This is a genomic window from Campylobacter sp. RM9333 (assembly GCF_020137705.1).
Taxonomy (GTDB): Bacteria; Campylobacterota; Campylobacteria; order Campylobacterales; family Campylobacteraceae; genus Campylobacter_E.
The window spans coordinates 37,029-58,758 of record NZ_JACGAY010000007.1; the positions used below are offsets into that span (position 1 = coordinate 37,029).

17 protein-coding genes are annotated in these 21,730 nt (G+C 26.3%); 2 read left to right on the forward strand and 15 right to left on the reverse strand.

Going from position 1 to position 21,730, the window contains the following annotated elements; genetic code table 11:
- Window positions 1–46 precede the first annotated feature (46 nt).
- From AVBRAN9333_RS04105 to ileS, 13 genes are all read right to left on the reverse strand, one after another.
- Window positions 47–2,143, reverse strand: coding sequence for a peptidase domain-containing ABC transporter (locus AVBRAN9333_RS04105; RefSeq protein WP_336609473.1), 2,097 nt, complete (start codon window positions 2,141–2,143; stop codon window positions 47–49).
- Between the two features lies 1 nt (window position 2,144).
- A complete protein-coding gene (locus AVBRAN9333_RS04110; protein ID WP_336609474.1) occupies window positions 2,145–3,410 on the reverse strand; it encodes a TolC family protein in 1,266 nt (421 codons plus the stop codon).
- Window positions 3,407–4,705 carry an HlyD family type I secretion periplasmic adaptor subunit gene (locus tag AVBRAN9333_RS04115; RefSeq protein WP_336609475.1) on the reverse strand — a complete coding sequence of 433 codons (1,299 nt, stop codon included), beginning with the start codon at window positions 4,703–4,705 and terminating at the stop codon, window positions 3,407–3,409. The genes AVBRAN9333_RS04110 and AVBRAN9333_RS04115 overlap by 4 nt, the downstream gene beginning before the upstream one ends.
- 71 nt (window positions 4,706–4,776) lie before the next feature.
- Window positions 4,777–7,563 (reverse strand): VWA domain-containing protein, encoded by a 2,787-nt coding sequence (locus AVBRAN9333_RS04120; RefSeq protein ID WP_336609476.1) that lies wholly within the window; start codon window positions 7,561–7,563, stop codon window positions 4,777–4,779.
- Entirely contained in the window at window positions 7,560–8,621 is a 1,062-nt protein-coding gene (locus AVBRAN9333_RS04125; RefSeq protein WP_267523974.1) for a hypothetical protein, read from the reverse strand. The genes AVBRAN9333_RS04120 and AVBRAN9333_RS04125 overlap by 4 nt, the downstream gene beginning before the upstream one ends.
- Before the next feature lie 117 nt (window positions 8,622–8,738).
- A complete protein-coding gene (locus AVBRAN9333_RS04130) occupies window positions 8,739–8,888 on the reverse strand; it encodes a hypothetical protein (RefSeq protein ID WP_336609477.1) in 150 nt (49 codons plus the stop codon).
- Window positions 8,889–8,908: 20 nt separating this feature from the next.
- The gene (locus AVBRAN9333_RS04135; RefSeq protein ID WP_336609478.1) at window positions 8,909–9,937 is read right to left on the reverse strand and encodes a hypothetical protein; all 1,029 of its coding nucleotides are present in this window, start codon (window positions 9,935–9,937) and stop codon (window positions 8,909–8,911) included.
- A 129-nt stretch (window positions 9,938–10,066) separates the two neighbouring features.
- The gene (locus AVBRAN9333_RS04140) at window positions 10,067–10,198 is read right to left on the reverse strand and encodes a hypothetical protein (protein WP_336608735.1); all 132 of its coding nucleotides are present in this window, start codon (window positions 10,196–10,198) and stop codon (window positions 10,067–10,069) included.
- A gap of 12 nt (window positions 10,199–10,210) precedes the next feature.
- Entirely contained in the window at window positions 10,211–10,789 is a 579-nt protein-coding gene (locus AVBRAN9333_RS04145; protein WP_336608734.1) for a hypothetical protein, read from the reverse strand.
- A gap of 139 nt (window positions 10,790–10,928) precedes the next feature.
- The gene (locus tag AVBRAN9333_RS04150) at window positions 10,929–12,059 is read right to left on the reverse strand and encodes a hypothetical protein (RefSeq protein WP_336609479.1); all 1,131 of its coding nucleotides are present in this window, start codon (window positions 12,057–12,059) and stop codon (window positions 10,929–10,931) included.
- A gap of 87 nt (window positions 12,060–12,146) precedes the next feature.
- Window positions 12,147–12,767, reverse strand: a complete 621-nt coding sequence (locus AVBRAN9333_RS04155) for a hypothetical protein (protein ID WP_336609480.1) — start codon at window positions 12,765–12,767, stop codon at window positions 12,147–12,149.
- 318 nt (window positions 12,768–13,085) lie between these two features.
- The gene (gatA, locus tag AVBRAN9333_RS04160; protein WP_336609481.1) at window positions 13,086–14,447 is read right to left on the reverse strand and encodes an Asp-tRNA(Asn)/Glu-tRNA(Gln) amidotransferase subunit GatA; all 1,362 of its coding nucleotides are present in this window, start codon (window positions 14,445–14,447) and stop codon (window positions 13,086–13,088) included.
- Window positions 14,448–14,541: 94 nt separating this feature from the next.
- Window positions 14,542–17,274, reverse strand: a complete 2,733-nt coding sequence (ileS, locus tag AVBRAN9333_RS04165) for an isoleucine--tRNA ligase (RefSeq protein ID WP_336609482.1) — start codon at window positions 17,272–17,274, stop codon at window positions 14,542–14,544.
- 75 nt (window positions 17,275–17,349) lie between these two features.
- On the opposite strand from ileS, the gene AVBRAN9333_RS04170 reads away from it, so the two are divergent.
- Together AVBRAN9333_RS04170 and AVBRAN9333_RS04175 are read left to right on the forward strand one after the other, a co-directional pair.
- Window positions 17,350–18,435 carry a CinA family protein gene (locus AVBRAN9333_RS04170; protein ID WP_336609483.1) on the forward strand — a complete coding sequence of 362 codons (1,086 nt, stop codon included), beginning with the start codon at window positions 17,350–17,352 and terminating at the stop codon, window positions 18,433–18,435.
- Window positions 18,432–19,097 (forward strand): uroporphyrinogen-III synthase, encoded by a 666-nt coding sequence (locus AVBRAN9333_RS04175; RefSeq protein ID WP_336609484.1) that lies wholly within the window; start codon window positions 18,432–18,434, stop codon window positions 19,095–19,097. Before AVBRAN9333_RS04170 ends, AVBRAN9333_RS04175 begins: the two co-directional genes overlap by 4 nt.
- On the opposite strand, the gene AVBRAN9333_RS04180 is transcribed toward AVBRAN9333_RS04175, so the two are convergent.
- Window positions 19,094–19,933: a DUF535 family protein gene (locus AVBRAN9333_RS04180; protein ID WP_336609485.1), complete on the reverse strand. Its 840-nt coding sequence runs from the start codon at window positions 19,931–19,933 to the stop codon at window positions 19,094–19,096. The two genes, AVBRAN9333_RS04175 and AVBRAN9333_RS04180, sit on opposite strands and share 4 nt — an antisense overlap.
- Window positions 19,933–21,720: a translation elongation factor 4 gene (gene lepA, locus AVBRAN9333_RS04185; RefSeq protein WP_214117702.1), complete on the reverse strand. Its 1,788-nt coding sequence runs from the start codon at window positions 21,718–21,720 to the stop codon at window positions 19,933–19,935. Before lepA ends, AVBRAN9333_RS04180 begins: the two co-directional genes overlap by 1 nt.
- Window positions 21,721–21,730: the final 10 nt, after the last annotated feature.

Sequence of the window (21,730 nt, forward strand, 5' to 3'; positions counted from 1 at the left end):
TTAAAACTATAAATAATATTTATTAAATTATTTATAGTTTTAGTGTTTATAGATTTTGCTGTTTGTATAAATGTGCGTAGTATCCATTAAGCTCTATTAGTTTTGTATGATTTCCACACTCAACCAAATTACCCTTATCAAGGACTAATATCTCATCACAATCTTTAACCGTGCTTAATCTATGTGCTATTATTATAAAGGTTTTGTTTTGTTTGATTAGTGATAGATTTGATGTGATGATTTTCTCGCTTTCATAATCAAGTGCCGAAGTAGCCTCATCAAATATTAAAACCTTTGGATTATGTAGCAAGGCTCTTGCTATTGCTATTCTTTGTCTTTGACCGCCGCTTAATGCAGAGCCTCTTTCTCCTACTAAAGTATCATAACCTGCACTAAGTTCGCTTATGAAATCGTGTGCTCCTGCTATTTTGCATACATTTATTATTTCTTGCATTGATGCACTTGGCTTTGATAGGCTTATGTTTTCTTTGATACTACCGCTAAATAAATAATTTTCTTGTAAAACTACGCCTAAATTACTCCTTAAAACATAAGGATTTAAATGTCTTAAATCTATTCCATCTATATAAATAGAGCCTTCGTTTGGGATATAAAGTCTTTCTATGAGTTTTGTTATGGTGCTTTTACCACTGCCACTGCGTCCTACTATTCCTATGCTTTTATTTGCTTGTAGGTTAAAGCTTAGATTATTTAAGACATAGTTAGAATTTGGGCTATATTTAAAGCTTACATTATCAAATTTTATATTACCTGATACTTGATTTAGCGATATAGGTTTATTTGTAGTTTGCTCTTGCGGTGTATTTAAAATATCTCCTAATCTATCTACGCTTAAAATGGCTTGTTGTAATTCATTCCACAAGCTTACAAGTCGCATAATAGGAGCGCTAAATTGATTGGCAAACATCTGAAAGGCTATTAATTGTCCTACGCTTAAACTCCCATCAATTACTAATCCTACTCCAAAATATAAAATTGCTAATGTCATAAGCTTTTGTAAAGAATTAGCAAAAGTGCTTGCGATATTGCTTAGATTACTTAAATTAAAAGATGATTTTAAATATTTTGCTAAATAATCTTCCCAGTATTTTTTCATACTACCTTCAATGGCTAGGGATTTTATGGTTTGCATTCCTGTTATGCTTTCTACTAGATATGAATTAGATGCTGCTCCCATTTGGAATTTATCTTCAAGCCTTGCTCTTAAAATAGGCGTTATAAAAAAATAAATCAAAGCAATACAAATCACAAAAGCTAATGAAACAAATGTTAGCTTCACGCTATATAAAAGCATCATCAAAATAAAAACTATACTAAATAATAAATCTAAAATCACGCTTACTGATTTGTTGGCTATAAAATCTCTTATATTATCAAGCTCTCTTATTCTAGCTGCTATGTTGCCTACTTTTCTATTCTCAAAATACACCATAGGTAACAATAATAAATGTGTAAATAACTCACTGCCTAATTTTGCGTCAATTTTTGTGGTAGTATGAGTAAAGATATAATTTCTACTAAGGCTTAATAAACTTTCAAAAACAATAACGCTAAAAAACGCAAAAGCGATTACATTAAGTGTGCTTATACTATGGTGCAACAAGACTTTATCAAGGACTACTTGGGTAAATAAAGGTGTAACTAAGCCAAATAATTGCATAACAAAACTTGCTAATAAAATTTGTAATACAATACCCTTATAACTTAGCATTCTTTTATAAAACCAAGAGAAGCCAAACTTTACACTATCGTTTAATAATTTGTGTGCTAGGATTAAGATTTTATCACTTGATAAATTATGTAATTCTTCATAGCTAATTTGCCTTGCTTCTTTTCCACCATCAAAAATAAGAGCTTGTTGATTATTAAAATCAAGTTTTAAAACTACAAAATATGTTAAATCTTTTTTCAAAAATATAAAAGGTGCTTTATATAAATGAAGGTTTTTTAAATTAAGCTTTTTGATTTTTACTTTAAAATCATTATCTTTAGCGATTTTTGCTAGTTCGTAAATACTTGGCTCGCTATCTTTTAAAGCGTATTTGTTACAAATCGCATTAATATCTATTGAAATATTTGCAAATTGTGCACAAAGTGATAAGCAACCTAAGGCTGTATGCATATTAATATCCTTTTTTACAATTATTAAATTGATTATTTATTAAATTAATTTTAATAGCGTTTGCATTTGCATTTATTATATATTCATTTAAATTTTGGAGTTTTTTATAGTTTTCTATACTTGCATTTATGACTTCAAATTTTGATTTTTCACCAGTTTTGTGTAGTTTTTGTATATAAAGCTCATTTGTATTTGCTTCTTTGCTTATTATCTTTAAGGTTTTTATTATTTCATCTTTGTTTTGTATGAAAAATATAAGCTCGTTTATTTGTTTTTCATATTCTAGCTTTGCTTGTATTAGCTCTTGATTTAATTTGTTTATTTCTAATTGTTTTAACTCTTTAGATGAACTTGTTTTAAATCCATCAAATATAATATAGTTAATCCCAATTCCTACTAAATACCCGTGTTTTTTAGAACTATCGGCAAGGTCTTGATAATTATTTTTGGTTTTATCATAAAAATCATATCTTGAATAAAGGCTTATTGTAGGGTATTGATTTAGGGATTTTAGTTCATACATTGAGCTTTTTATTTTAGAATTTAATTCTAAAAATTTATTTGTTTTTTCAAATTCTAAAAAGTCTAAAGCAATTTCATCAATTTTACTAAAATCATCTATTTTATCAATATTAAGATTTGATAAATACGATATATATGATAAATAATTTCTTAATTCAAATTCTAGTTTTAAAATCTGTGTTTTTGCATCGCTAAAGTCCAAAAAATAAGAATTTACATTGATTAAATCTAATTCTCCAACTTTATTTAATCTCTTTGATAATTTATATAAACTTTCATAAGCAAGGCTTAAATTTTTATATGTTTTTAATTTATTTTCACTTAATAGTGCGAGTTTGTAGTATTCTAATAAATCTAGTGATAATTGCAATTCCTTATAGCACTTATTGTAATTACTTGTAGCGATATTCTCTTTGGCTGATTTGATTTTATAATAATCATTTCCAAATTTGAATAAATCATATTTTAATATAAGTGATATTGTGCTTTGATGATTGTTATAATCGCTAAAAAGCTCTCTTTTATAATCATTACTTTTTGTATTTGAATACTTAAAATCTGCATTAAATGATAATTCTGGATACAAATATGATTTATAAAAATCATAATTATAATTAGCACTTTTAATATCTATTTTTGCGATATTTATGATAGGAGAATTTTTAAGTGCATAGTCTAGTATGGTGTAAAAATCTTTAGCTATTGATGTGCTAAGCATTATAAGAAAAACAAAAATAATTCTCATCTAATACTAAGCCCTTCATCAAGATATCTAATAATAGGATATATGAAAAACTCTATTACTCTTCTTTTGCCAACCTTTACTTCAGCTATTACTTGCATTCCTGGTTCTATCTCTTTTACTTCCCCATCTACTATCAAATGATTTTTTAAAGGTTTTACTTTAATTTCAAAAATATCTCCTAATTTTTCATCTTTTATAGCATCGTTTCCAATATGTTCTAAAATTCCATCTAGTTTGCCGTATTTTTGAAAATTAAATGTGGTTATTTTGATAGCTACATTTTGCCCTTTTTTAAGATATCCTATATCTTGATTTAATACATTTGCCTTTATTATAAGTGGCTTATCAATTGGGATTATTGATATTAATTGCTCATTGCTTGATACAGAACTTCCTTCAGTATTTACAAATAATTTTCCTACATATCCATCAACTGGTGATGAAATAACTTGCCTTAGGCTTTGAAATTCTATCGCGTTTATATCTGCCTTTAATAATGCTATTTCATTTTTAGTTTTTAAGAGTTCATCATAATTTTTAGCAATAAAATTTGCTTTAAAACTCTCAAGTTCTTTTGTGAGTTCGTTTAATTTATTTTCTAATTCTAAAGATTTGTTTTTATTTACAAGTATTTGTAATTGTAAATCTTGCTTTGTTTTTAATAAATTTTCATAATCTTTATAAGCGATTATATCTTTTACCTTGCTAAGTCTATTTAATTTTGAGCTTGTGTATTTATGCTCTATTTCTAATCTTTTTAATTCTTCTTTATTGGCTTGTAATGAATTAATAGTTTGTTTGATTTTAAATTCATAAGTGTTTATGCTATTTTTAAAGCTATTTAATTGGTTTTGATATAGGCTTAATTCTGCATTACTAACATCTTTTAATTCGCTCTCGTTACTTAGTGCATTTAATCTTTTTAAACTATCTTCTAAAGCTTTTAAATTCTCTTTTTTACTTTCTAAATTGACTTTAGATACACTTGGGTCAACTAGTATTAAAGGCTCATTTGCTTTTATTTTATCACCTTCTTTTACAAGAATTTTATAAATTACTCCGTTTTCTAAAGGTTTGATTATTTTAATTTCTCCATCAGGAACTATTTTACCACTAGCACTTACTACTATATCAACCTTAGCTAGTATTAGCCAAGCAATACTAAAAACTATTACAAATAAAACTATATATAAAATACTTTTACCTAATGGATTTTGCGGTCTATCTTCTAACTCTACTAAAAGTGGTTTAAATTCGTGTGTATCATCATCAAATTTTTTAAAAATTTTAAACATATTTTACCTAATTAATATATTTTTTAAATACTTAAATAATAATTACCCTAAATTAATTTAGGGTAATTTGCTTAATTCCAAGCACTCATATAGATTTGATTTAATCTATCATCGTTTATATGATTAATATTATGAATATCTATGCCGTTATTTTTAGCAAATGCACTAGTTTGCTCTATTAGTTTATCTATTGTTTTTGTATTGATGAATTTATTATCATCAAGTTCTATTGTGTTTATTTGATTGTGATAGCCAAATTTCCAAGCAAAGTGATGTGCTACTCTTATGCTATTTGTATCATCATCTTTAAACTTTATTAGCAGGTCTTTACCATCTTTTATTAAAAATATTTCATCAGCTTTTAAATTTTGTAATTTTAAAGCATCTTGCCCACCATCATCATAGATTAAATCATTTCCATCACCTTTTCTATAAACATATATATCATTACCAAATCCACCATATAACTTATCATCTCCTTTACCACCGATTAAAGTATCGTTTCCTAATTTGGTTGATATAATATCGTTTTTATTACTGCCTATTATTACATCATCTTTATAAGATGTGCTTATATTGCTTGCATTATCTTGATAGGCTACTGCAAATGTTGATGTAGCAAAATTAGAAAAGCTAAAATCTTTTTCTTTTAAGAATACTATTGCTTCTTTGTTTGCTTGCATACTTACGCTTCTTTTGATAGCTAGTTCATCTAATGTAACATCACTAAAGCTTATGCTACTAATTTTACTTTCATTATTGGTATTATAAAAATCTTTTATTGTTACGCTATTATCTTTATTAAGTGTAATTTTTAAATCATTTAAATCTTTTTTAAATCTTACATCTTTATAGCTTACATCTTTAAAAATAATTGTATTTTTATCAATATTATTTAAATTGCTTTCTATTATGGTATCGTTACCAAAATTAAGCCCAGTAAATGTATAAGTATCGCTTCCAGCCTTACCTACTAGTGTATCATCTCCACCAAATCCATTAAGACTATTATCCTTATCATTGCCTTCTATCACATCATTACTTGAGGTTCCTATATTGCTTAATTCAAATAAAGCATCGCTAAGCTCTTCACTTGAATTTGAATTAAAATACATTCCATTAGTATTTTTAGCTAAATCTTTAAAATGCTCAAACTCATTACGAATAGCTATAAAATTAATTTTTACTGAATTATCTTCGTATTTATTGGTATTATTTGCATTTCTTAGACCTGCTACATAAAAAATTTTAGCTCTACCTTCTACTTCATCTCTTCTATGATTATCATCTCCAGGCTCATCTGTCATTACATACACTTCTTTACTCAAGTGATTATTTGGTGTAAAACGACTCATTCCTTCTAAGATAGCTGCCATAGTGTATTCTGTGCCACCATATTGCAAATTAACACTATTTATTCCACCTAAAAAACCTTGATAATCAGTGTAAGTTCCAATTGTTTTTATATCATTATCATTATAAGTAACTATTGATATTTTAGAATAAAAATTTTCTTTAAAGATATTACTAGCTATAATCTTTGCATTTGCTTTGCAAGTTGCTATATCATCTCCCATAGAACCTGTTGTATCTATTACTATAGCTACTTCTTTGCCTGGATTATCCTTTAAATTAATATTTAAAAATCCATCTTCGCTTTTTTTAAAATTGCGTATTGTTATACTACTATCGCCTTTAGTTACTATTAAATCATTATTGTCTTTAAGCTCATATGTAATACTTGTATCTTTAGCATCTATATATGCTTTCCTATCTTCATCATAAGAACCACCTTCTAATGTAGAGCCATTAAATACTACTTGACCTTTGCCATCCTTATCGTCTATTGTAACTTTACCATTACGAACATAATAAATATCATTACCGCTTATATCGCTAATCTTATGCTCTCCACCATCAATGATAATCAAATCATTTTTATTTAAATTTGTATTTTCACCTAATTTATTATGGGTATTATCAAGCAATATAATATCCCCACTAATTTGATTTTCATTAGTAAAATGTTTAAGGGTTGTAGAGATTTGGCTTTTAAAACTATTTGTACCTTGATAAGCTTCTCCTATTTTCTTACCATCATTTTCACTAGGTTCTTCTATGCTGGTTTCTTCTCCGATTATTTTATCTTTATAGTCAGCATACATTCTAACTACTTTCATATGATATTCTTCATCTACATTGCCATCAGGATAAAGCCCAAAAAAATCTGAAGTTCTTATTCTTCTTTGTGCAATTCCATAACCACTAGTTTTTCGTGATTTCCCGCCATTAGAATTATATCTTATCTCAAACCAAGCTCTAGCTCTATCACCTTCTTCAATAGCTTTAGATAAACCAGGTCCTATTAATTTTTTACCCCCATTGTACGCTAAATCAATAAGAGTTATTAATTCTTTGCTATCTTTTAGATATTTATACATTTCTTCACTAATTCCTTGATTAGGATTATTACTTGTTTTAATAATCATTTTTTTATAATCTGGCAATATAGTATAAAAAAGTTCTTTTGCTTCTTTTTCGTTAGTTAGTTTTATGCTATTTTTATTGTTATAATACTTTTCAATAATACGTTTGCCTTCATCTTTAGACTTTACTTTAGATAAAGCAGATATTAAATTATTAAAATCATTAGCTTGTTCATTGCTAACATTAAGTTTGATTGTTTTAAAATGTTCTCTCCAAGTATTTTTATGAGAAATTAATTCATAACCAACACCAATTGTAGGTCTAAGTTTACTATCAAGATAAACTTTTACATCAAAACCTTCATTATTCTTAATATTATTATATAATTCACTACTAAAGTTTTTTACCCTATGTAAACCACTTAAACTCATTTTTTCTCCTTTTTTAGATTTGTTTCACAACCAAAAATTTTAAATTTATTACATCTATTAAGAGTTTTTTCTGAATATGGTTGATAAATTACATTAGATACCATATCTAAAATATCAATAAAAGTTATATTATAATAACTGTCATATCTAATATGATTTAAATTATTAAATTTATGATAATTTAAAATATAATCACTACCCTTATACTCTATAATAAAAGTTTCTTTTGCTTCTTCGTAATATTTATTTGACATTTTCATTTTATTAGAATTTTTTAAAAGTTCTAATAGATTTTTATTCTTCATAGGATGATTGCAAAAATCTTTTTCTATAAATAATATATTTCCAATTTCACCTGATAAAGCTAAGTAATTTTTATCATCTAAAACTACATCACTTATAGTTATACTTTTATGTTTTTCTATGTATTTTTTACCTTTAATTTTACTTATAATATAAAGCTCATTATTTTTATCAACTTCATAAAAAGAATAACTCACATCATTATCAACACCATAGATATTATCACGCCCTATATCTTTATAAACTTTTCTATCAAGCCCTAAATCCCAGCAGTATTTAAGAGTATCTTTTACTTCTTGGCTTGCGTAAGGCTTAGCATCTACAATTTTTGGCTTTATTTTTATATCCTTATATCTAAAAAAATCTTGCCAAAAATTATTGAGTTTTAGTAATTTTCTACATTTTTCTGGCTCATCAATAAATCGTCCATGCTCATATCGCATATAGTTATCTTTATTGCATTCTATTGAGTTTTCTTGAATTATTTTTATATGTTCTATTAGTTCTTTAGGATAGGTTTTTGAGTTTTCAAGACTAGTGCTAAGCTCTTTTATTCTAGCTTTATAAGAACTTATAATACAATTATTATCATCTTTGCAATTACTAATGATTTTTATAAACTCATTTTGGTCTTGTTTTATCTCTTTTGTAATATATGCAAAGCTTTTATAAATACTATCTAGCTCTATTTTTAACTTATTTATTTGATATGAATAAATATTTGTAATTAGTAAAATAGCTAATATTTTAAACATAACTCTCCTTTATTTTTCATATCATAGCATTTACTTAAATAAAAATATCAAAAAACTTTATTAAAATTAATTATTGTGTTACTTTTTGTAATATTTTTAAATCCTTATTTCAAATTCTCATAATTTTTTAAAGAATTTAAAATAAGAATTATAAGTTTTATAATTTGTAATCTCATCTTTACTAGGAGCTCTTTTTTGTCCCCACAAATACAATGATAATATTTCACTTGTAAAATCACCATTTAAATCTAATCTAAAATTTGCCATGTTTTCTCCTTTTTATAATTTTAAATACCATTGTAGATCTCAATTGCTTCTTTTTCTGGATTAAAATTTGAATAACCACAATTATCAAATTTGCGTATATAACTACGTTTTTCCTTTATATCAGCTTCGTATGATAAAAGCTGATGATTAAAAACTCTAAGTCTATATTTATATTCTTTTTCTTTATCTTCACGCTCATCAAATTCATCAATAAGATAAAAGCTATAGGTTCTATATATATTATCTTTAAATTCAAAGGCTATATCCGTATAAACTGAAATTGAAACAGAAGCACCCCATCCAAGTAAAATAATAGGTTTAGTAAATCCAACTATATTATTTTTAACTACTAGATATTTAGTGTAATCAACCGGTTCTAATTCATCGTAATTAACATATCTTTTAGAATAAATATTTTTTCTTAAGTAATCTTTGTAATTATCTAGATTTATATCTTTATGTATCTCATATTCATGATTTGTAATGCTATTATAAATCATTTTATAAAGAATATCTTTACGTACTAATAACTTTGTAAAATCATCAACCACTACTCTTTTATAAAGCTCATCTTTAGGTAATATCCTATCTTCTTTTAAGCAATAGCCTTGCTGATATTTTTTATAATCACTTAGAGTTACTATTTTTTCGTGAGTTTTACTTGAGTAATCAGGTATGGTTCTAAAAAAATAATTATATAAAGTAAATATTATTATCATAGGTATTATGCTATATTTAAAAGCTATTTTATTATTAAATCTTTTTCTTAATTTAAAGAAAAGTATTATAAAAAATATAATTATAAAAACTTTAAGATATATTAGTGGATAAAGTATAAACCCCTCATAAAATAAAATTATTATTTGACTTAAATTTTCATAAATAAAATAATTAGCTGCAAAAAAGCAAACAATAATTGAATAAATTACATTTACATCTGAGCCAATGCTAAAAATAACACCAGCAAAAATTGAGTAAAAAGCAATCACTATTTCAATTATTATAAAAATCTTAAAAAGTATTTTTAAGATTTCTAATGTTTTTTTCATAATATAACCTTAATTGTTTTTTATATCATAGCATTTACTTAAATAAAAATATCAAAAAACTTTATTAATTTTTATTAATTGTTACTTTTTGTAATATTTTTAAATCCTTATTTCAAATTCTCATAATTTTTACAAGAATTTAAAATAGTAATTAGAAGTTTTATAATTTGTAATTTTATTTTTATTAAGAGTTTTTGTCCCAATGGGTATAACGATAATATTTGTAAAATTACCATTTAAATCTAATCTAAAATTTGCCATTCTTTCTCCTTATTAAACTTTTCTTCTATTAACTGTAATTGCGATTTTTGTAAAATCACCCCTTATATTATCATCATCTATTAGATTTGTAATGACTGCTTTATATGTTTTATTCTCAGGTACAAAATAAATTCTAGAATGTCTTTGTACCATTCTGACTTCTTCACCTTTAATATTCATAATTGAACTACCTATTACGTATGTATCATCATTTGGTGTAGCGACTTTATCAAATACTAATATCTCATTACCATCTTTAGTAAGCTCATATATTTTAATATCAAGTGCAAGTGGATAATAAGGATTATCTCGTATATTATCTACTATTTTTTTGTCATATAAATTAACTATACGATAATCCTTACTGCCTATTTTACCATAGCAAAAATACGTAGGATAAAAAACATAAAACCCTAAATGTTTTCCTATATCTTTTCTTTGTGGTTTAAAGATTATTTCAATTTTAGATCCTTTTTTGCTTAAATTAAATAAAGTATATATAGGAGTTTTTGGTATTTTATCTTTATGAACAAATTCAAAAGCATTTAAACTAAAAACTAGCATAAGTAATAAAGAAATTTTTTTAAGCATTTATTCTCCTTTATTTTTCATATCATAGCATTATTTAAGAATATTTTTTGGTTTGTAAATGTATTTTAGAGTTGAAATATAATTTTTAAATTCTTAGAATTTAAATATTTTTATTGCTTTATTTTGCTATATGTAAAAATTACTTATTTTTCATCTCATTATTATTAATAAAATTGTCTATAAATATATCATTGCATTCTTCGCCACCACGCACACTTATATTTTTATTGCATAATTCTACACCAGCTGCTCTCTGAAATGGAGAAGTTTTGTCAAAGATTATAGCATATAAAGAAAAAGGTGTGCCGGTTTTATAAGCAAGAATACTCTGAGCTATTTTTTTATTATTAATCCTATCTTTTATATAAGCAAAGTATTCAAATTTAGTCCAAAGTTTATCTTTTATATCAGGATAATCACATATATATTCATAATCAGAATTAGTGCATTTTACATATTCATATCTTGATAATTCATTTTTATCTATTTGCTCTCTTGCTATACATTTACCTTTGTAGAATTCTTCAATTTTGGCACTCATTTTTCTATAGTCTTCCATCATATATATAATTAGATATCTTATTCTATCTTCTGGCATATTATGTTTTTGTATTAAATATTTTATTAAATCTTTTATTTCAGTAGGAATTTTTTCATGAAACATATTTTTTCTTAAATAATCTTCCCAAAAAACATTGCTATTACCTGCTAAATATTTTTTATAATATTTATTATATAGTTCTAAAAATTCTTCATACTCTATAAAACCTTTAGTTCCATCGCTTCTATCATATTCCAATGTAAACAATAGCTTATACTCTAAATCTTTTGAAACCATACAATTTTTATCATCTTCATTACTTGAATAAAATCTAAAATATTTTCCATTATTTATAGGATGGTCGCTTATTTCCTTATATTCAATATATTTTATTTTATTATCCAAAAGTGATCGCATATAAAAATCTGGTAATATAGAGCCAATCCATCCTCCTATATAATATTCGCTTATTTTATACCTCTCTTTATCCATAAGATTAACCTTATATTCACCAATATATAGCGAATTTCCTTTAAAAGTCTCAAGGTATGTATTTGTAGCATATTTATTTGCATTGTAATAAAAAACAATATTTGTTATAAATATATCACCAAAAAATGCAAAAAACCAAATAGCAAACCACATTAGTTTTCTTTTAAAACCTTTTGGTTTAATTAAAACAATAAAAAATGTAATAAGCACAATAATATGCAATAAAATAAATTCCATTTTCAACACCTAATTATTTTTCATATCATAGCACTAACTTAAATAAAAATATCAAAGTTATAGAATTTAAATTAAGTATTTTAGTTTTTAAAGCTTTTCATAAACATAACCATATTTATCAAAATAAATTTTAAGCTCTTTTATATTGATATTATGATTATCTTTAAAATACTTTTCAAGCTCGTGATATTTTTCAATGCTTAATATATTTATAATCTTTTCATCTTGCAATAAAATTACCGAATCCATTACCTTATAGTATTTTAGTTTAAGCGTAAATATGTAATAAAATAATTTAAGAATAAAATTTATAAAGTATTGTAAGATAGTAGCAGGTAGTAAAAAAATCCATAAAATTTGAATTACTTCATGGGGTTTTTGTGATTTGTGATGAGCTACCGAAAAGCTTTTATATATCTTAAAAGACTTATTTAAATCAATACTTTCTAACACTTCGCCATTATTTAGATAATTAATGGTATTTTTAGTAATTATGATTTCTCTTTTACATTTTATAAAAGGTCTTATGTAAGGTAGTGCTAAAAATGGCATAATTATAAAAACATTTCTATGAAGTGAAGAGCTAGGATTATCTGTTAGAAAATACGCAATATAACTTATTATCATACAAACAAAAGCAGGTAAAAAATCAAAAAATGTATTAATATCCTTGATAACTACCGGCTCTTTATCGTAATCTCTTTGCATATCATCTAACCTTTTTTTAATAAATTTATATGGTGCTATATAGCACAATCAATGTCTTAAATTAAAACCACAACTAAAAATAGTAACATTCCAAATTTTAAGCATTCAAATTTCTTTATTTTTCATATCATAGCATTTACTTAAATAAAAATATCAAAAAACTTTATTAATTTACAATTTAACCACTATTTAGATAGTTAATTTACGACAAAAAAAGATAGAAAGTATAAAAATTACATAATATAAATATTAGGTGAAGTGCTAAAAGTGATTAAAATCTATTTTAAATTCTTAGAATTTAAAATAGAATAGGGTAGGTTATTTAACAGTGTTTTCCAAGCTTAATGCTGCATTTAATAAGTTTTGCTCATCAAATCTTTTTGCTACTAATTGAACGCTCACATTTAAATTATCTTCAGTTTTAGCAACAGGCACGCTAATACCTGCAAGTTTTGCAAGATTAACTGAAATAGTGAAAATATCTTCTAAATAGCTTTCAACAGAACTAGTCTTCGCATCAAATGATTTTGGAAGACTTGGTGCAACAGGCATTAGTATTAAATCATTATCGCTTAAAATTTCATTGTATTTTCTAGTGATAACTTCTCTTACTAATTGAGCTTTTTTATAATATGCGTCAATATAACCACTTGAAAGCACGAATGTTCCTAATAAAATTCTCTTTTGAACTTCAAGCCCAAAACCTTCGCTTCTAGTATTTACATATAACTCGTTTAAATCTTTAAATTCCTTAGCTCTATTGCCATATCTAATCCCATCGTAACGACTTAAATTAGCACTTGCTTCAGCACAAGCTATTATATAATAAGCAGCTACATCGTATTTACTATCAGCAAGGCTAACTTCACTTATGGTATGACCACAAGCTTTTAATTTATCTATAGCTTTATAAGTTTGTGTTTTTATTTCATCAGAGCATGAATCTATATAATTTTTAATAATTGCGATTTTATATTTTTTATTAGCGTCTAATTTATCAAATGTAGGCACAAATTGAATATCAGCACTAGTGCTATCAAACTCACAATGACCTGCAATCGCATCGTATAAAATACTAGCGTCTTTTACATTTTGAGTTAATACTCCTATTTGGTCTAAACTACTTGAATAACTAGCAAGTCCATATCTGCTAACTCTTCCATAACTTGGCTTAAAACCTACACAACCACAAAATGCAGCAGGCTGGCGAACACTTCCACCTGTATCGCTTCCTAATGCAGCAAGAGCTATTTTTGCACCTACCGCAGCAGCACTACCACCACTACTTCCACCTGGGACTAAAGCATTATTTAAAGGATTTAGGGTTTTTCCATAAAAGCTTGTTTTTGTAGTATTACCCATAGCAAACTCATCCATATTGCATCTTCCAAATGGTGCGAATTTGTGTTTTTTCATATTGCTAATCACACTTGCATCATAAGGTGCATAATATCCTTGCATTATTTTTGAACCATTTGTAATGCTCCAGCCCTTAACTTGAATATTATCTTTAATAGCTACAGGCACTCCTAGATAATCAACATCATCTAAAGGAGTATTGATTAATTGCTCTACATAAGCTCCTAAATGTTTGCTTTCTAATGCTAATTTATTTAGTTCTTTTTTTAATTCTATTAATTCATTATCACTTAATTTTAATGCTTGTTCTAAAGTTATCATTTCTTTCCTTTATTTACTAAAATTACTCCAATAGCACTAATTATAGCTAATACTATAATAGTGCCGACTATTAGCTCTAAGCTAACAGGTTCGCTCATTTTAACACCCTTTCACATCTAGGACATAAGCTTTCTTCGCTTAGGCTTAAGTATTTCCAACATCTAGGGCATTTGCATAGATTTGATTTTATGATTTTGTATGTTTTATTATCAATTTCAAAACTTGCCAAAGCTTCGTTATTATTTAAAGCTTCAATTTTACTTAATGAATAAAAATCAGCTGCTTCTTCATAATTTAATATCACTTCATCATTAGTAGCTAGATTTAGCTCTAATGTGCTTTTGATTATTTTATCTTTTTTTAATATATCAATTTGCTCATAGAATTTAACACGAGTTTTTAATAAATATTCATAATCGTTTTTGCTTGGTGTGATTTTACTAGCAAAATCAAAATCTTCTAAATCAAAAATACTCTTAATATCGCCTAATATAAATTTGTTTGCGTGTTCGCAAGCTTCATTTGTAGTATGAGTTAATACAGGTGCTAGTAAAACTAATAATTTTTTAAGTATTAAAGCCATTGCAGTAATTGACGCTGTTCTTTTGCTATCTTCTTTAGCATCACAATACAAGCTATCCTTACAAATATCAAGATAAACACCGCTTAAATCAGCACTTAAAAATGTGCAAAGTGCATTCATACCTTTAGCGAAATCATATTCTAAGAATGATTTTTTGTAAAGCTCAAACACATTATTAGCTTTATTTAAAATCATTTTGTCTAAATCACTGAAATTATAATTATAAGCTTTTAAATCGCTAGTATTTGCTAATAAAAATCTTATTGTATTTCTTATTTTTCTATATTGCTCGCTAGTTTGTTTTAATATGCTTTCACCTAATTTAACATCAGTTGAATAATCACATAATGTTATATAAAGTCTAAAGATTTCTAAGCCATAATTTTTTGCAATTTGTTCTGGTGCTATTACATTGCCTAGACTTTTACTCATTTTTCTACCTTTTTCATCAACGGTAAATCCGTGAGTTAAAACTGCTTTATAAGGTGCTTGTTTGTTTAAAATAACGCTTAATAATAATGAGCTTTGAAACCACCCACGATGTTGGTCGCTTCCTTCTAAATACATATCAGCTTGAGTTGTTTTGATATCGTAATTTCCACTAGCTAAAACAGCGTTAAATGTAGAGCCACTATCAAACCAAACATCTAAAATATCAGTAACTTTTTCTAATTCATCTGCTTTATATTTTGAATTAGCTGGTAATAAATCTTTAATATCTTTTTGCCACCATACTCTTACGCCTTCTTTTTCAAATATGCTTGCAAGGTGTTCGTAAAGTTCAAAATCCATAATCAAATTCCCTGATTTATCATTAAAGAATGCTAAAGGCACACCCCAAGAGCGTTGTCTTGAAATACACCAATCAGGTCTATTACTAATCATAGTTCCTATTCTATTTCTTCCTGCTTTTGGATAAAAACTTACTTCATCAAGTGATTTTTGAGCTAATTCTCTTAAAGTCATACCATTGTAAAATTCTTTATCCATAGCTATGAAAAATTGTTTAGTAGCTCTATAAATTATTGGTTTATGAGTTCTCCAACAAAATGGATATGAGTGTATAAATTTAGAGCATTTTAAAAGACTTTCGCCCAATAATTCAATAATTACTTCATTTGCTTTAAATACATGCATTCCTAATAATTCAGGTTTATTTGGCACTAATCTTTTGATATTTTCATCATAACAACCATCATCTCCTACAGGCATTTCTACTTCAATGTTATATCTTAAACAAGCATAATAATCATCTTCTCCGTGTCCTGGTGCAGTATGAACTAAACCACTACCGCCATCCATTAAAACATGCTCTCCTGTTATGAATTGAGATAGATTATTGTTTAAAGGATTTAATGCGTTTGTATTTTCTAAAAAATCTCCTTTAAACTCAAGCACAGGTTTAATATTAAATTCTGCTAAATCTTCTAATCTTTTTTTAGCTACGATAAGACCATTTTCTCCTAAAACATATAGCTCATCTTTATTTAATGCGATTGCTTTATTTGCTGGTAAAGTCCAAGGAGTAGTAGTCCAAATAACAGCTCTTGCATTGTTTAAAATACTATCATTTGCTCCTAAAGATTTAAGTTTTGCTTTTGCATCATCGTTTAGTTTGAATGCTACGAAAATTGAATAATCTTCCTTATCTTCATATTCAACTTCTGCTTCAGCTAAAGCACTTTTAGCAGCCCAACTCCAATAAACTGGCTTACTTCTTTGAATTAATAAACCATTTTTAGCTACTTCTAAAAGAGTTTTGTAAATATTTGCTTCAAATTTAAAATCCATAGTCAAATAAGGCTTGTCAAAATCTCCAATTATTCCTAAGTCTTTAAATTCTTTCATTTGAATACCTATGAATTCTTTTGCGTGTTCTGTGCAAGCGTCGTGAATTTCTTTTATACTTGGATTTTTATCTTTTAATTTGATTTCAACTTGTTGTTCAATAGGCAAACCATGGCAATCCCAACCAGGAGTATATGAAATTGAATTATTAGCTAGAAAATATCTAGTTTTATTAATCATATCTTTTAAGATTTTATTTAAAGCATGACCTATGTGTAAATGCCCGTTAGCATAAGGAGGGCCATCGTGTAGGATAAATTTAGGTGCTTTTTTATCTCTTAATTGTGCGTATGCAAATGATGAAAATTTTTCAAAACTTTTTTTCTCGTTTTCATAAAGATTTGCTCTCATCTCAAAAGTAGTATTGGGTAATAATAATGTATCTTTATAATCCATAAATGTGCCTTTAATATTTTTTGATTGTTAAAATGCACTTATTTTGCTATACTTTTTTAAATAAAAGGATAAGAAATGAAACATTTATTAATATATTTTACAAAAGATTTGAGTTTTAATGGTAGTTTTTGTGAATTTGTAGATAGAAGTTTGGCTAAGAAGAATTTGTTTGCTAATACTATCATTAAGCTTAATGATGATGATTCTAAATTAAATACTCTTTTAGAAATAGATGTTAAAAAATATGAATTAGTAACGATAATTGCTGATGAGCATTCTTTTTCTATGATTAATAAAATCCTAGCTACACTAAAAGAATGTGAATTGAGTTTAATTGATGATGAGTTTATAGTAGAAAATCCTAAAGATTATAAGAAAAATTCAGTTTTAATAGATTTAAACGGAGTAATGATTAATATATTAAAAGCTAGTATGTTTTATCTACCTGAAATTTTGCATAACACAAAACAAAGTTATGATTTTTTAATAAGTGATTTGGATTTAGAAAGTGCTGAAATATTATTAAATACTAGCGTAAAGCCTTATGGAGTAAGTCTTAATATTTATTCACTACTTGATAATTTATTATATGTTAAAGTAAATACTAATGAATATTCAGATGAAATAGGGCTTTTAAATTCCGTTAAATCATTATTCCCTAAAAAAGTGATTTTTGCTGATAATTTATATGAGCATATAATTAAAAAATTAAAAGAAAATAACAAAAAATTAAGCTTTGCAGAAAGCTGCACTGGTGGATTATTGGCTAGTAATTTTACTAAAATTAATGGCTCAAGTAGTGTTTATGAAGGTAGTGTTATAACATATTCAAACAAAAGCAAAAAAGCTTGGCTAAATGTAGAAGATATTCATTTAGAAAATCAAGCAGTTTATTCTCAAAATTGTGCTTTAGCAATGGCTACGGGGGTATTAAAATTAACTAAGGCAAATTACGCTATAACTTGCACGGGGGTTTTAGGAGATAGCGATGATTTAGGTGTTAAAAGCGGTGTAGCTTTTATATGTGCTATTAGTGATACAGGCTTGATTTTACACGAGAGATTAGAATTACTTGGAGATAGGATTTATAAGCAAAATCAATGTGCTTTAGCCTGTGCTTTATTGCTTTGCAAACTTGAAAGAGAAGTGTTTTTTGAATGATTTATGTAGTTGGTTTAAAAAACGAAACAAATATAAAGAGTATTTTTGTAAATGAAATAATTTTTAATGATTTTAGCATTAATGATGATTTTGATGCTTGTATTTTTACTAGCAAAAATGCCGTTAAATCTTGTGTATTAAATAATATTAATCTAAAAAATAAAAAGATTTTTAGTATAGGTTTAGCAACTACGAAATACCTAAATAGTTTAGGCTTAGATGTATTTTATACAGGTAAATCAGCTCACGCGAGTGAATTTAAAAACGAGATATTGCCACTACTAAATAATTTAAAATGTGTTTATTTTAGGGCTTTAAATATTATAAGTGATTTAGATGAGTTTTTAGATTTAAATAATATTAGCCTAAGGTCTGTAATAGCATATAGTAACGCTAGATTAAATATGCCTTTAGATAATGATTTAAAGCCTTTTATAAAGTCAATAAATAATGAAGATATATTGATATTTTTAGCACCATCAGGAGTGCGTGATTATGAATATTTTTTCAAAACTTTTCCAAAAAATATAATAGCAATAGGAAAAAGCACTGAAAATGAATTAAAAAAATATAATGTAAAAAATATCTTTGTTTCAGACTATCCTACTTTGCAAGATTGCTTAAACCTAGCTAATAGTTTAAATAAAATTAAAATAAATTAATTGTTTAATATTAAATTATCTAAAAACATATATCTTTTTTTATACATTGAACGTTTATTACTAGGTATTTCATTAATTGGAGTAGTTTTAAAAGATAATTTTTTATATCCTTGAAATTGTTCAATAACTTCACAATTTTCTTTAAAAATTTCATCAAGGTTGTGAATATTTAAAATTTTTCCTTTTCTTTTTTTACCTCTTTTAAAACTAGATATTGCATAAAAATCATCCACTCCATAAACATACTTTAATTTAAGCTTTTTAATAAAAATAAAAGAATAAAAAATCATGAATGTTATGGGTCTTAAACCAAAAAAACATTTTGTAAAATTTTTAATATATTCTTTTATATTATTTCCACTACCGCAACCTTGCAAACAAGTAATTAATATTCCATCATTTAGGGTAATAAAATTTAAATTATAAATTGGTTGATTTTTGTAATGAAGACTTAAAAAAAATAGTCCTTCGTTAATCATATTAGGGGTATTTTTTAAATATATAATATAGTCTTCATTTAGATTAATTACAGGAATCATACGAGTTTTAAAAATATTTGGATAATATTCATTAATAATAGATAAATCTCTTTCAAAACTTATATATCCTTGATTAAAGTTGAAGTTTCTACAACCATATTGAATGTGTAATAAATCAATAGCTAACAAATTATTATTCTGAAAAAAATTAACTATATTATTTGAGTTGTTAAAACAAATCTTATTTAGACGTTCATAATTATTTTTATAATAAAATTTTCTAATATTGAATTTTATTATTCTAATAATATTCTTAATAATACCATCTTTTCTAATATAATTATAATTTAAGCTCATTAGTCAATCTTTAAAATACTTAAAAATGCTTCTTGTGGTAAAGATACTTTACCTATTGCTTTCATACGCTTTTTACCTTCTTTTTGCTTTTCAAGTAGCTTTCTTTTTCTAGTAATATCCCCGCCGTAGCATTTAGCAGTAACATTTTTACCCATTGATTTTACATTTTCACGAGCTATGATTTTATTGCCTATACTTGCTTGAATTGCTACTTCAAATAATTGTCTAGGCACAATATCTTTCATAGCTTTTACTAAATCTCTACCTTTGCTTAAAGCCTTTTGATTTGGCACGATAATGCTTAACGCATCAACTGCTTCTCCAGCCACTTTTATATCAAGCTTTACTAAATCTCCCACTCTATAATCACAAAATTCATAATCAAAACTAGCATATCCACGAGTAAGTGATTTTAATTTATCATAAAAGTCCATAATAATCTCATTCATAGGTATATCGTATTCAAGCAATACTCTATTTTCTGTTATATAATCCATTTTTGTTTGTATTGCACGGCGATTATTTAAAAGAGTAATTAAATTTCCTAAAAACTCGCTAGGAGTTATTATGGTAGCTTTTACATAAGGCTCTTTTATGTGGTCTATTTTATTTACAGGTGGTAAGTCGCTTGGGTTTTGAATATTTAATACACTTCCATCGGTTAAATTAACTTCATAAGTAACACTAGGAGCGGTTGCTATTAGATCCAAATTAAACTCACGCTCTAAGCGTTCTTTTATAACTTCCATATGCAATAAACCTAAAAAGCCAACCCTAAAGCCAAAACCTAAAGCAAGTGAAGTTTCTGGCTCGTATGAGATTGAACTATCGTTTAATTTTAATTTATCTAAAGCATCTCTTAAATCTTCAAATTTATCAGTTTCAATCGGATAAATCCCTGCAAATACAAAGGCTTTTGCTTTAGCAAAACCTTCAATTGGCTCTGTTGCTTTATCTTTTGCTAGGGTTATTGTATCTCCTACGCTAATTTGTGCTATGTCTTTTAATCCTAATACAACGATACCAACTTCTCCTGCTTTAATTGTATTTGTTGGCATTGGATTTAGTGGGTGTGGATAGCGTAAATCTAATACATTATGCTTTACGCCTTCGTGCATTAAATATATTTCATCGTTTTTATTAATCTCTCCATCCCTTACTCTAACTAAAGCTAAAGCCCCTAAATAGCTATCAAACCAGCTATCATAAATTAGTGCTTTTAGCTTATTTTGATTACTTTTTGGTGCAGGAATTCTCTCACAAATTGCTTGTAATAATTCAGCAATTCCTATCCCAGCTTTTGCACTAACTTCTATTGCATTAGAACAATCAATTCCTATTATATGCTCAATTTCAGCCTTTACTTTTGCAGGATTTGCTGCGGGTAGGTCAATTTTATTAATTACAGGAATTATTTCTAAATCATGCTCAATTGCCATATAAACATTCGCAATTGTTTGTGCTTGAACGCCTTGTGAAGCATCAACTACTAATAATGCCCCTTCGCAACTTGCTAAACTTCTACTAACTTCATACGAAAAATCCACATGACCTGGGGTGTCAATAAGATTTAAAATATAATTTTCTTTATTATAAGTATAATTTAATCTAACTGATTGAGCTTTTATAGTAATTCCACGCTCTTTTTCTATATCCATAGTATCCATTACTTGCTTACTCATTTTGCGTTGCTCTATAGCATTGCAAGTTGTGATTAAACAATCTGCTAAAGTGCTTTTACCATGGTCTATATGTGCTATTATTGAAAAATTTCTTATATTTTGCATTAAAGTTCCA

Excerpts from the sequence above, each read along its gene's own strand:
- AVBRAN9333_RS04105 (WP_336609473.1), bottom strand. The coding sequence starts at position 2,143 with ATGCATACAGCCTTAGGTTGCTTATCACTTTGTGCACAATTTGCAAAT.
- AVBRAN9333_RS04110 (WP_336609474.1), bottom strand. The coding sequence starts at position 3,410 with ATGAGAATTATTTTTGTTTTTCTTATAATGCTTAGCACATCAATAGCT.
- AVBRAN9333_RS04115 (WP_336609475.1), bottom strand. The coding sequence starts at position 4,705 with ATGTTTAAAATTTTTAAAAAATTTGATGATGATACACACGAATTTAAA.
- AVBRAN9333_RS04120 (WP_336609476.1), bottom strand. The coding sequence starts at position 7,563 with ATGAGTTTAAGTGGTTTACATAGGGTAAAAAACTTTAGTAGTGAATTA.
- AVBRAN9333_RS04125 (WP_267523974.1), bottom strand. The coding sequence starts at position 8,621 with ATGTTTAAAATATTAGCTATTTTACTAATTACAAATATTTATTCATAT.
- AVBRAN9333_RS04130 (WP_336609477.1), bottom strand. The coding sequence starts at position 8,888 with ATGGCAAATTTTAGATTAGATTTAAATGGTGATTTTACAAGTGAAATA.
- AVBRAN9333_RS04135 (WP_336609478.1), bottom strand. The coding sequence starts at position 9,937 with ATGAAAAAAACATTAGAAATCTTAAAAATACTTTTTAAGATTTTTATA.
- AVBRAN9333_RS04140 (WP_336608735.1), bottom strand. The coding sequence starts at position 10,198 with ATGGCAAATTTTAGATTAGATTTAAATGGTAATTTTACAAATATTATC.
- AVBRAN9333_RS04145 (WP_336608734.1), bottom strand. The coding sequence starts at position 10,789 with ATGCTTAAAAAAATTTCTTTATTACTTATGCTAGTTTTTAGTTTAAAT.
- AVBRAN9333_RS04150 (WP_336609479.1), bottom strand. The coding sequence starts at position 12,059 with ATGGAATTTATTTTATTGCATATTATTGTGCTTATTACATTTTTTATT.
- AVBRAN9333_RS04155 (WP_336609480.1), bottom strand. The coding sequence starts at position 12,767 with ATGCAAAGAGATTACGATAAAGAGCCGGTAGTTATCAAGGATATTAAT.
- gatA (WP_336609481.1), bottom strand. The coding sequence starts at position 14,447 with ATGATAACTTTAGAACAAGCATTAAAATTAAGTGATAATGAATTAATA.
- ileS (WP_336609482.1), bottom strand. The coding sequence starts at position 17,274 with ATGGATTATAAAGATACATTATTATTACCCAATACTACTTTTGAGATG.
- AVBRAN9333_RS04170 (WP_336609483.1), top strand. The coding sequence starts at position 17,350 with ATGAAACATTTATTAATATATTTTACAAAAGATTTGAGTTTTAATGGT.
- AVBRAN9333_RS04175 (WP_336609484.1), top strand. The coding sequence starts at position 18,432 with ATGATTTATGTAGTTGGTTTAAAAAACGAAACAAATATAAAGAGTATT.
- AVBRAN9333_RS04180 (WP_336609485.1), bottom strand. The coding sequence starts at position 19,933 with ATGAGCTTAAATTATAATTATATTAGAAAAGATGGTATTATTAAGAAT.
- lepA (WP_214117702.1), bottom strand. The coding sequence starts at position 21,720 with ATGCAAAATATAAGAAATTTTTCAATAATAGCACATATAGACCATGGT.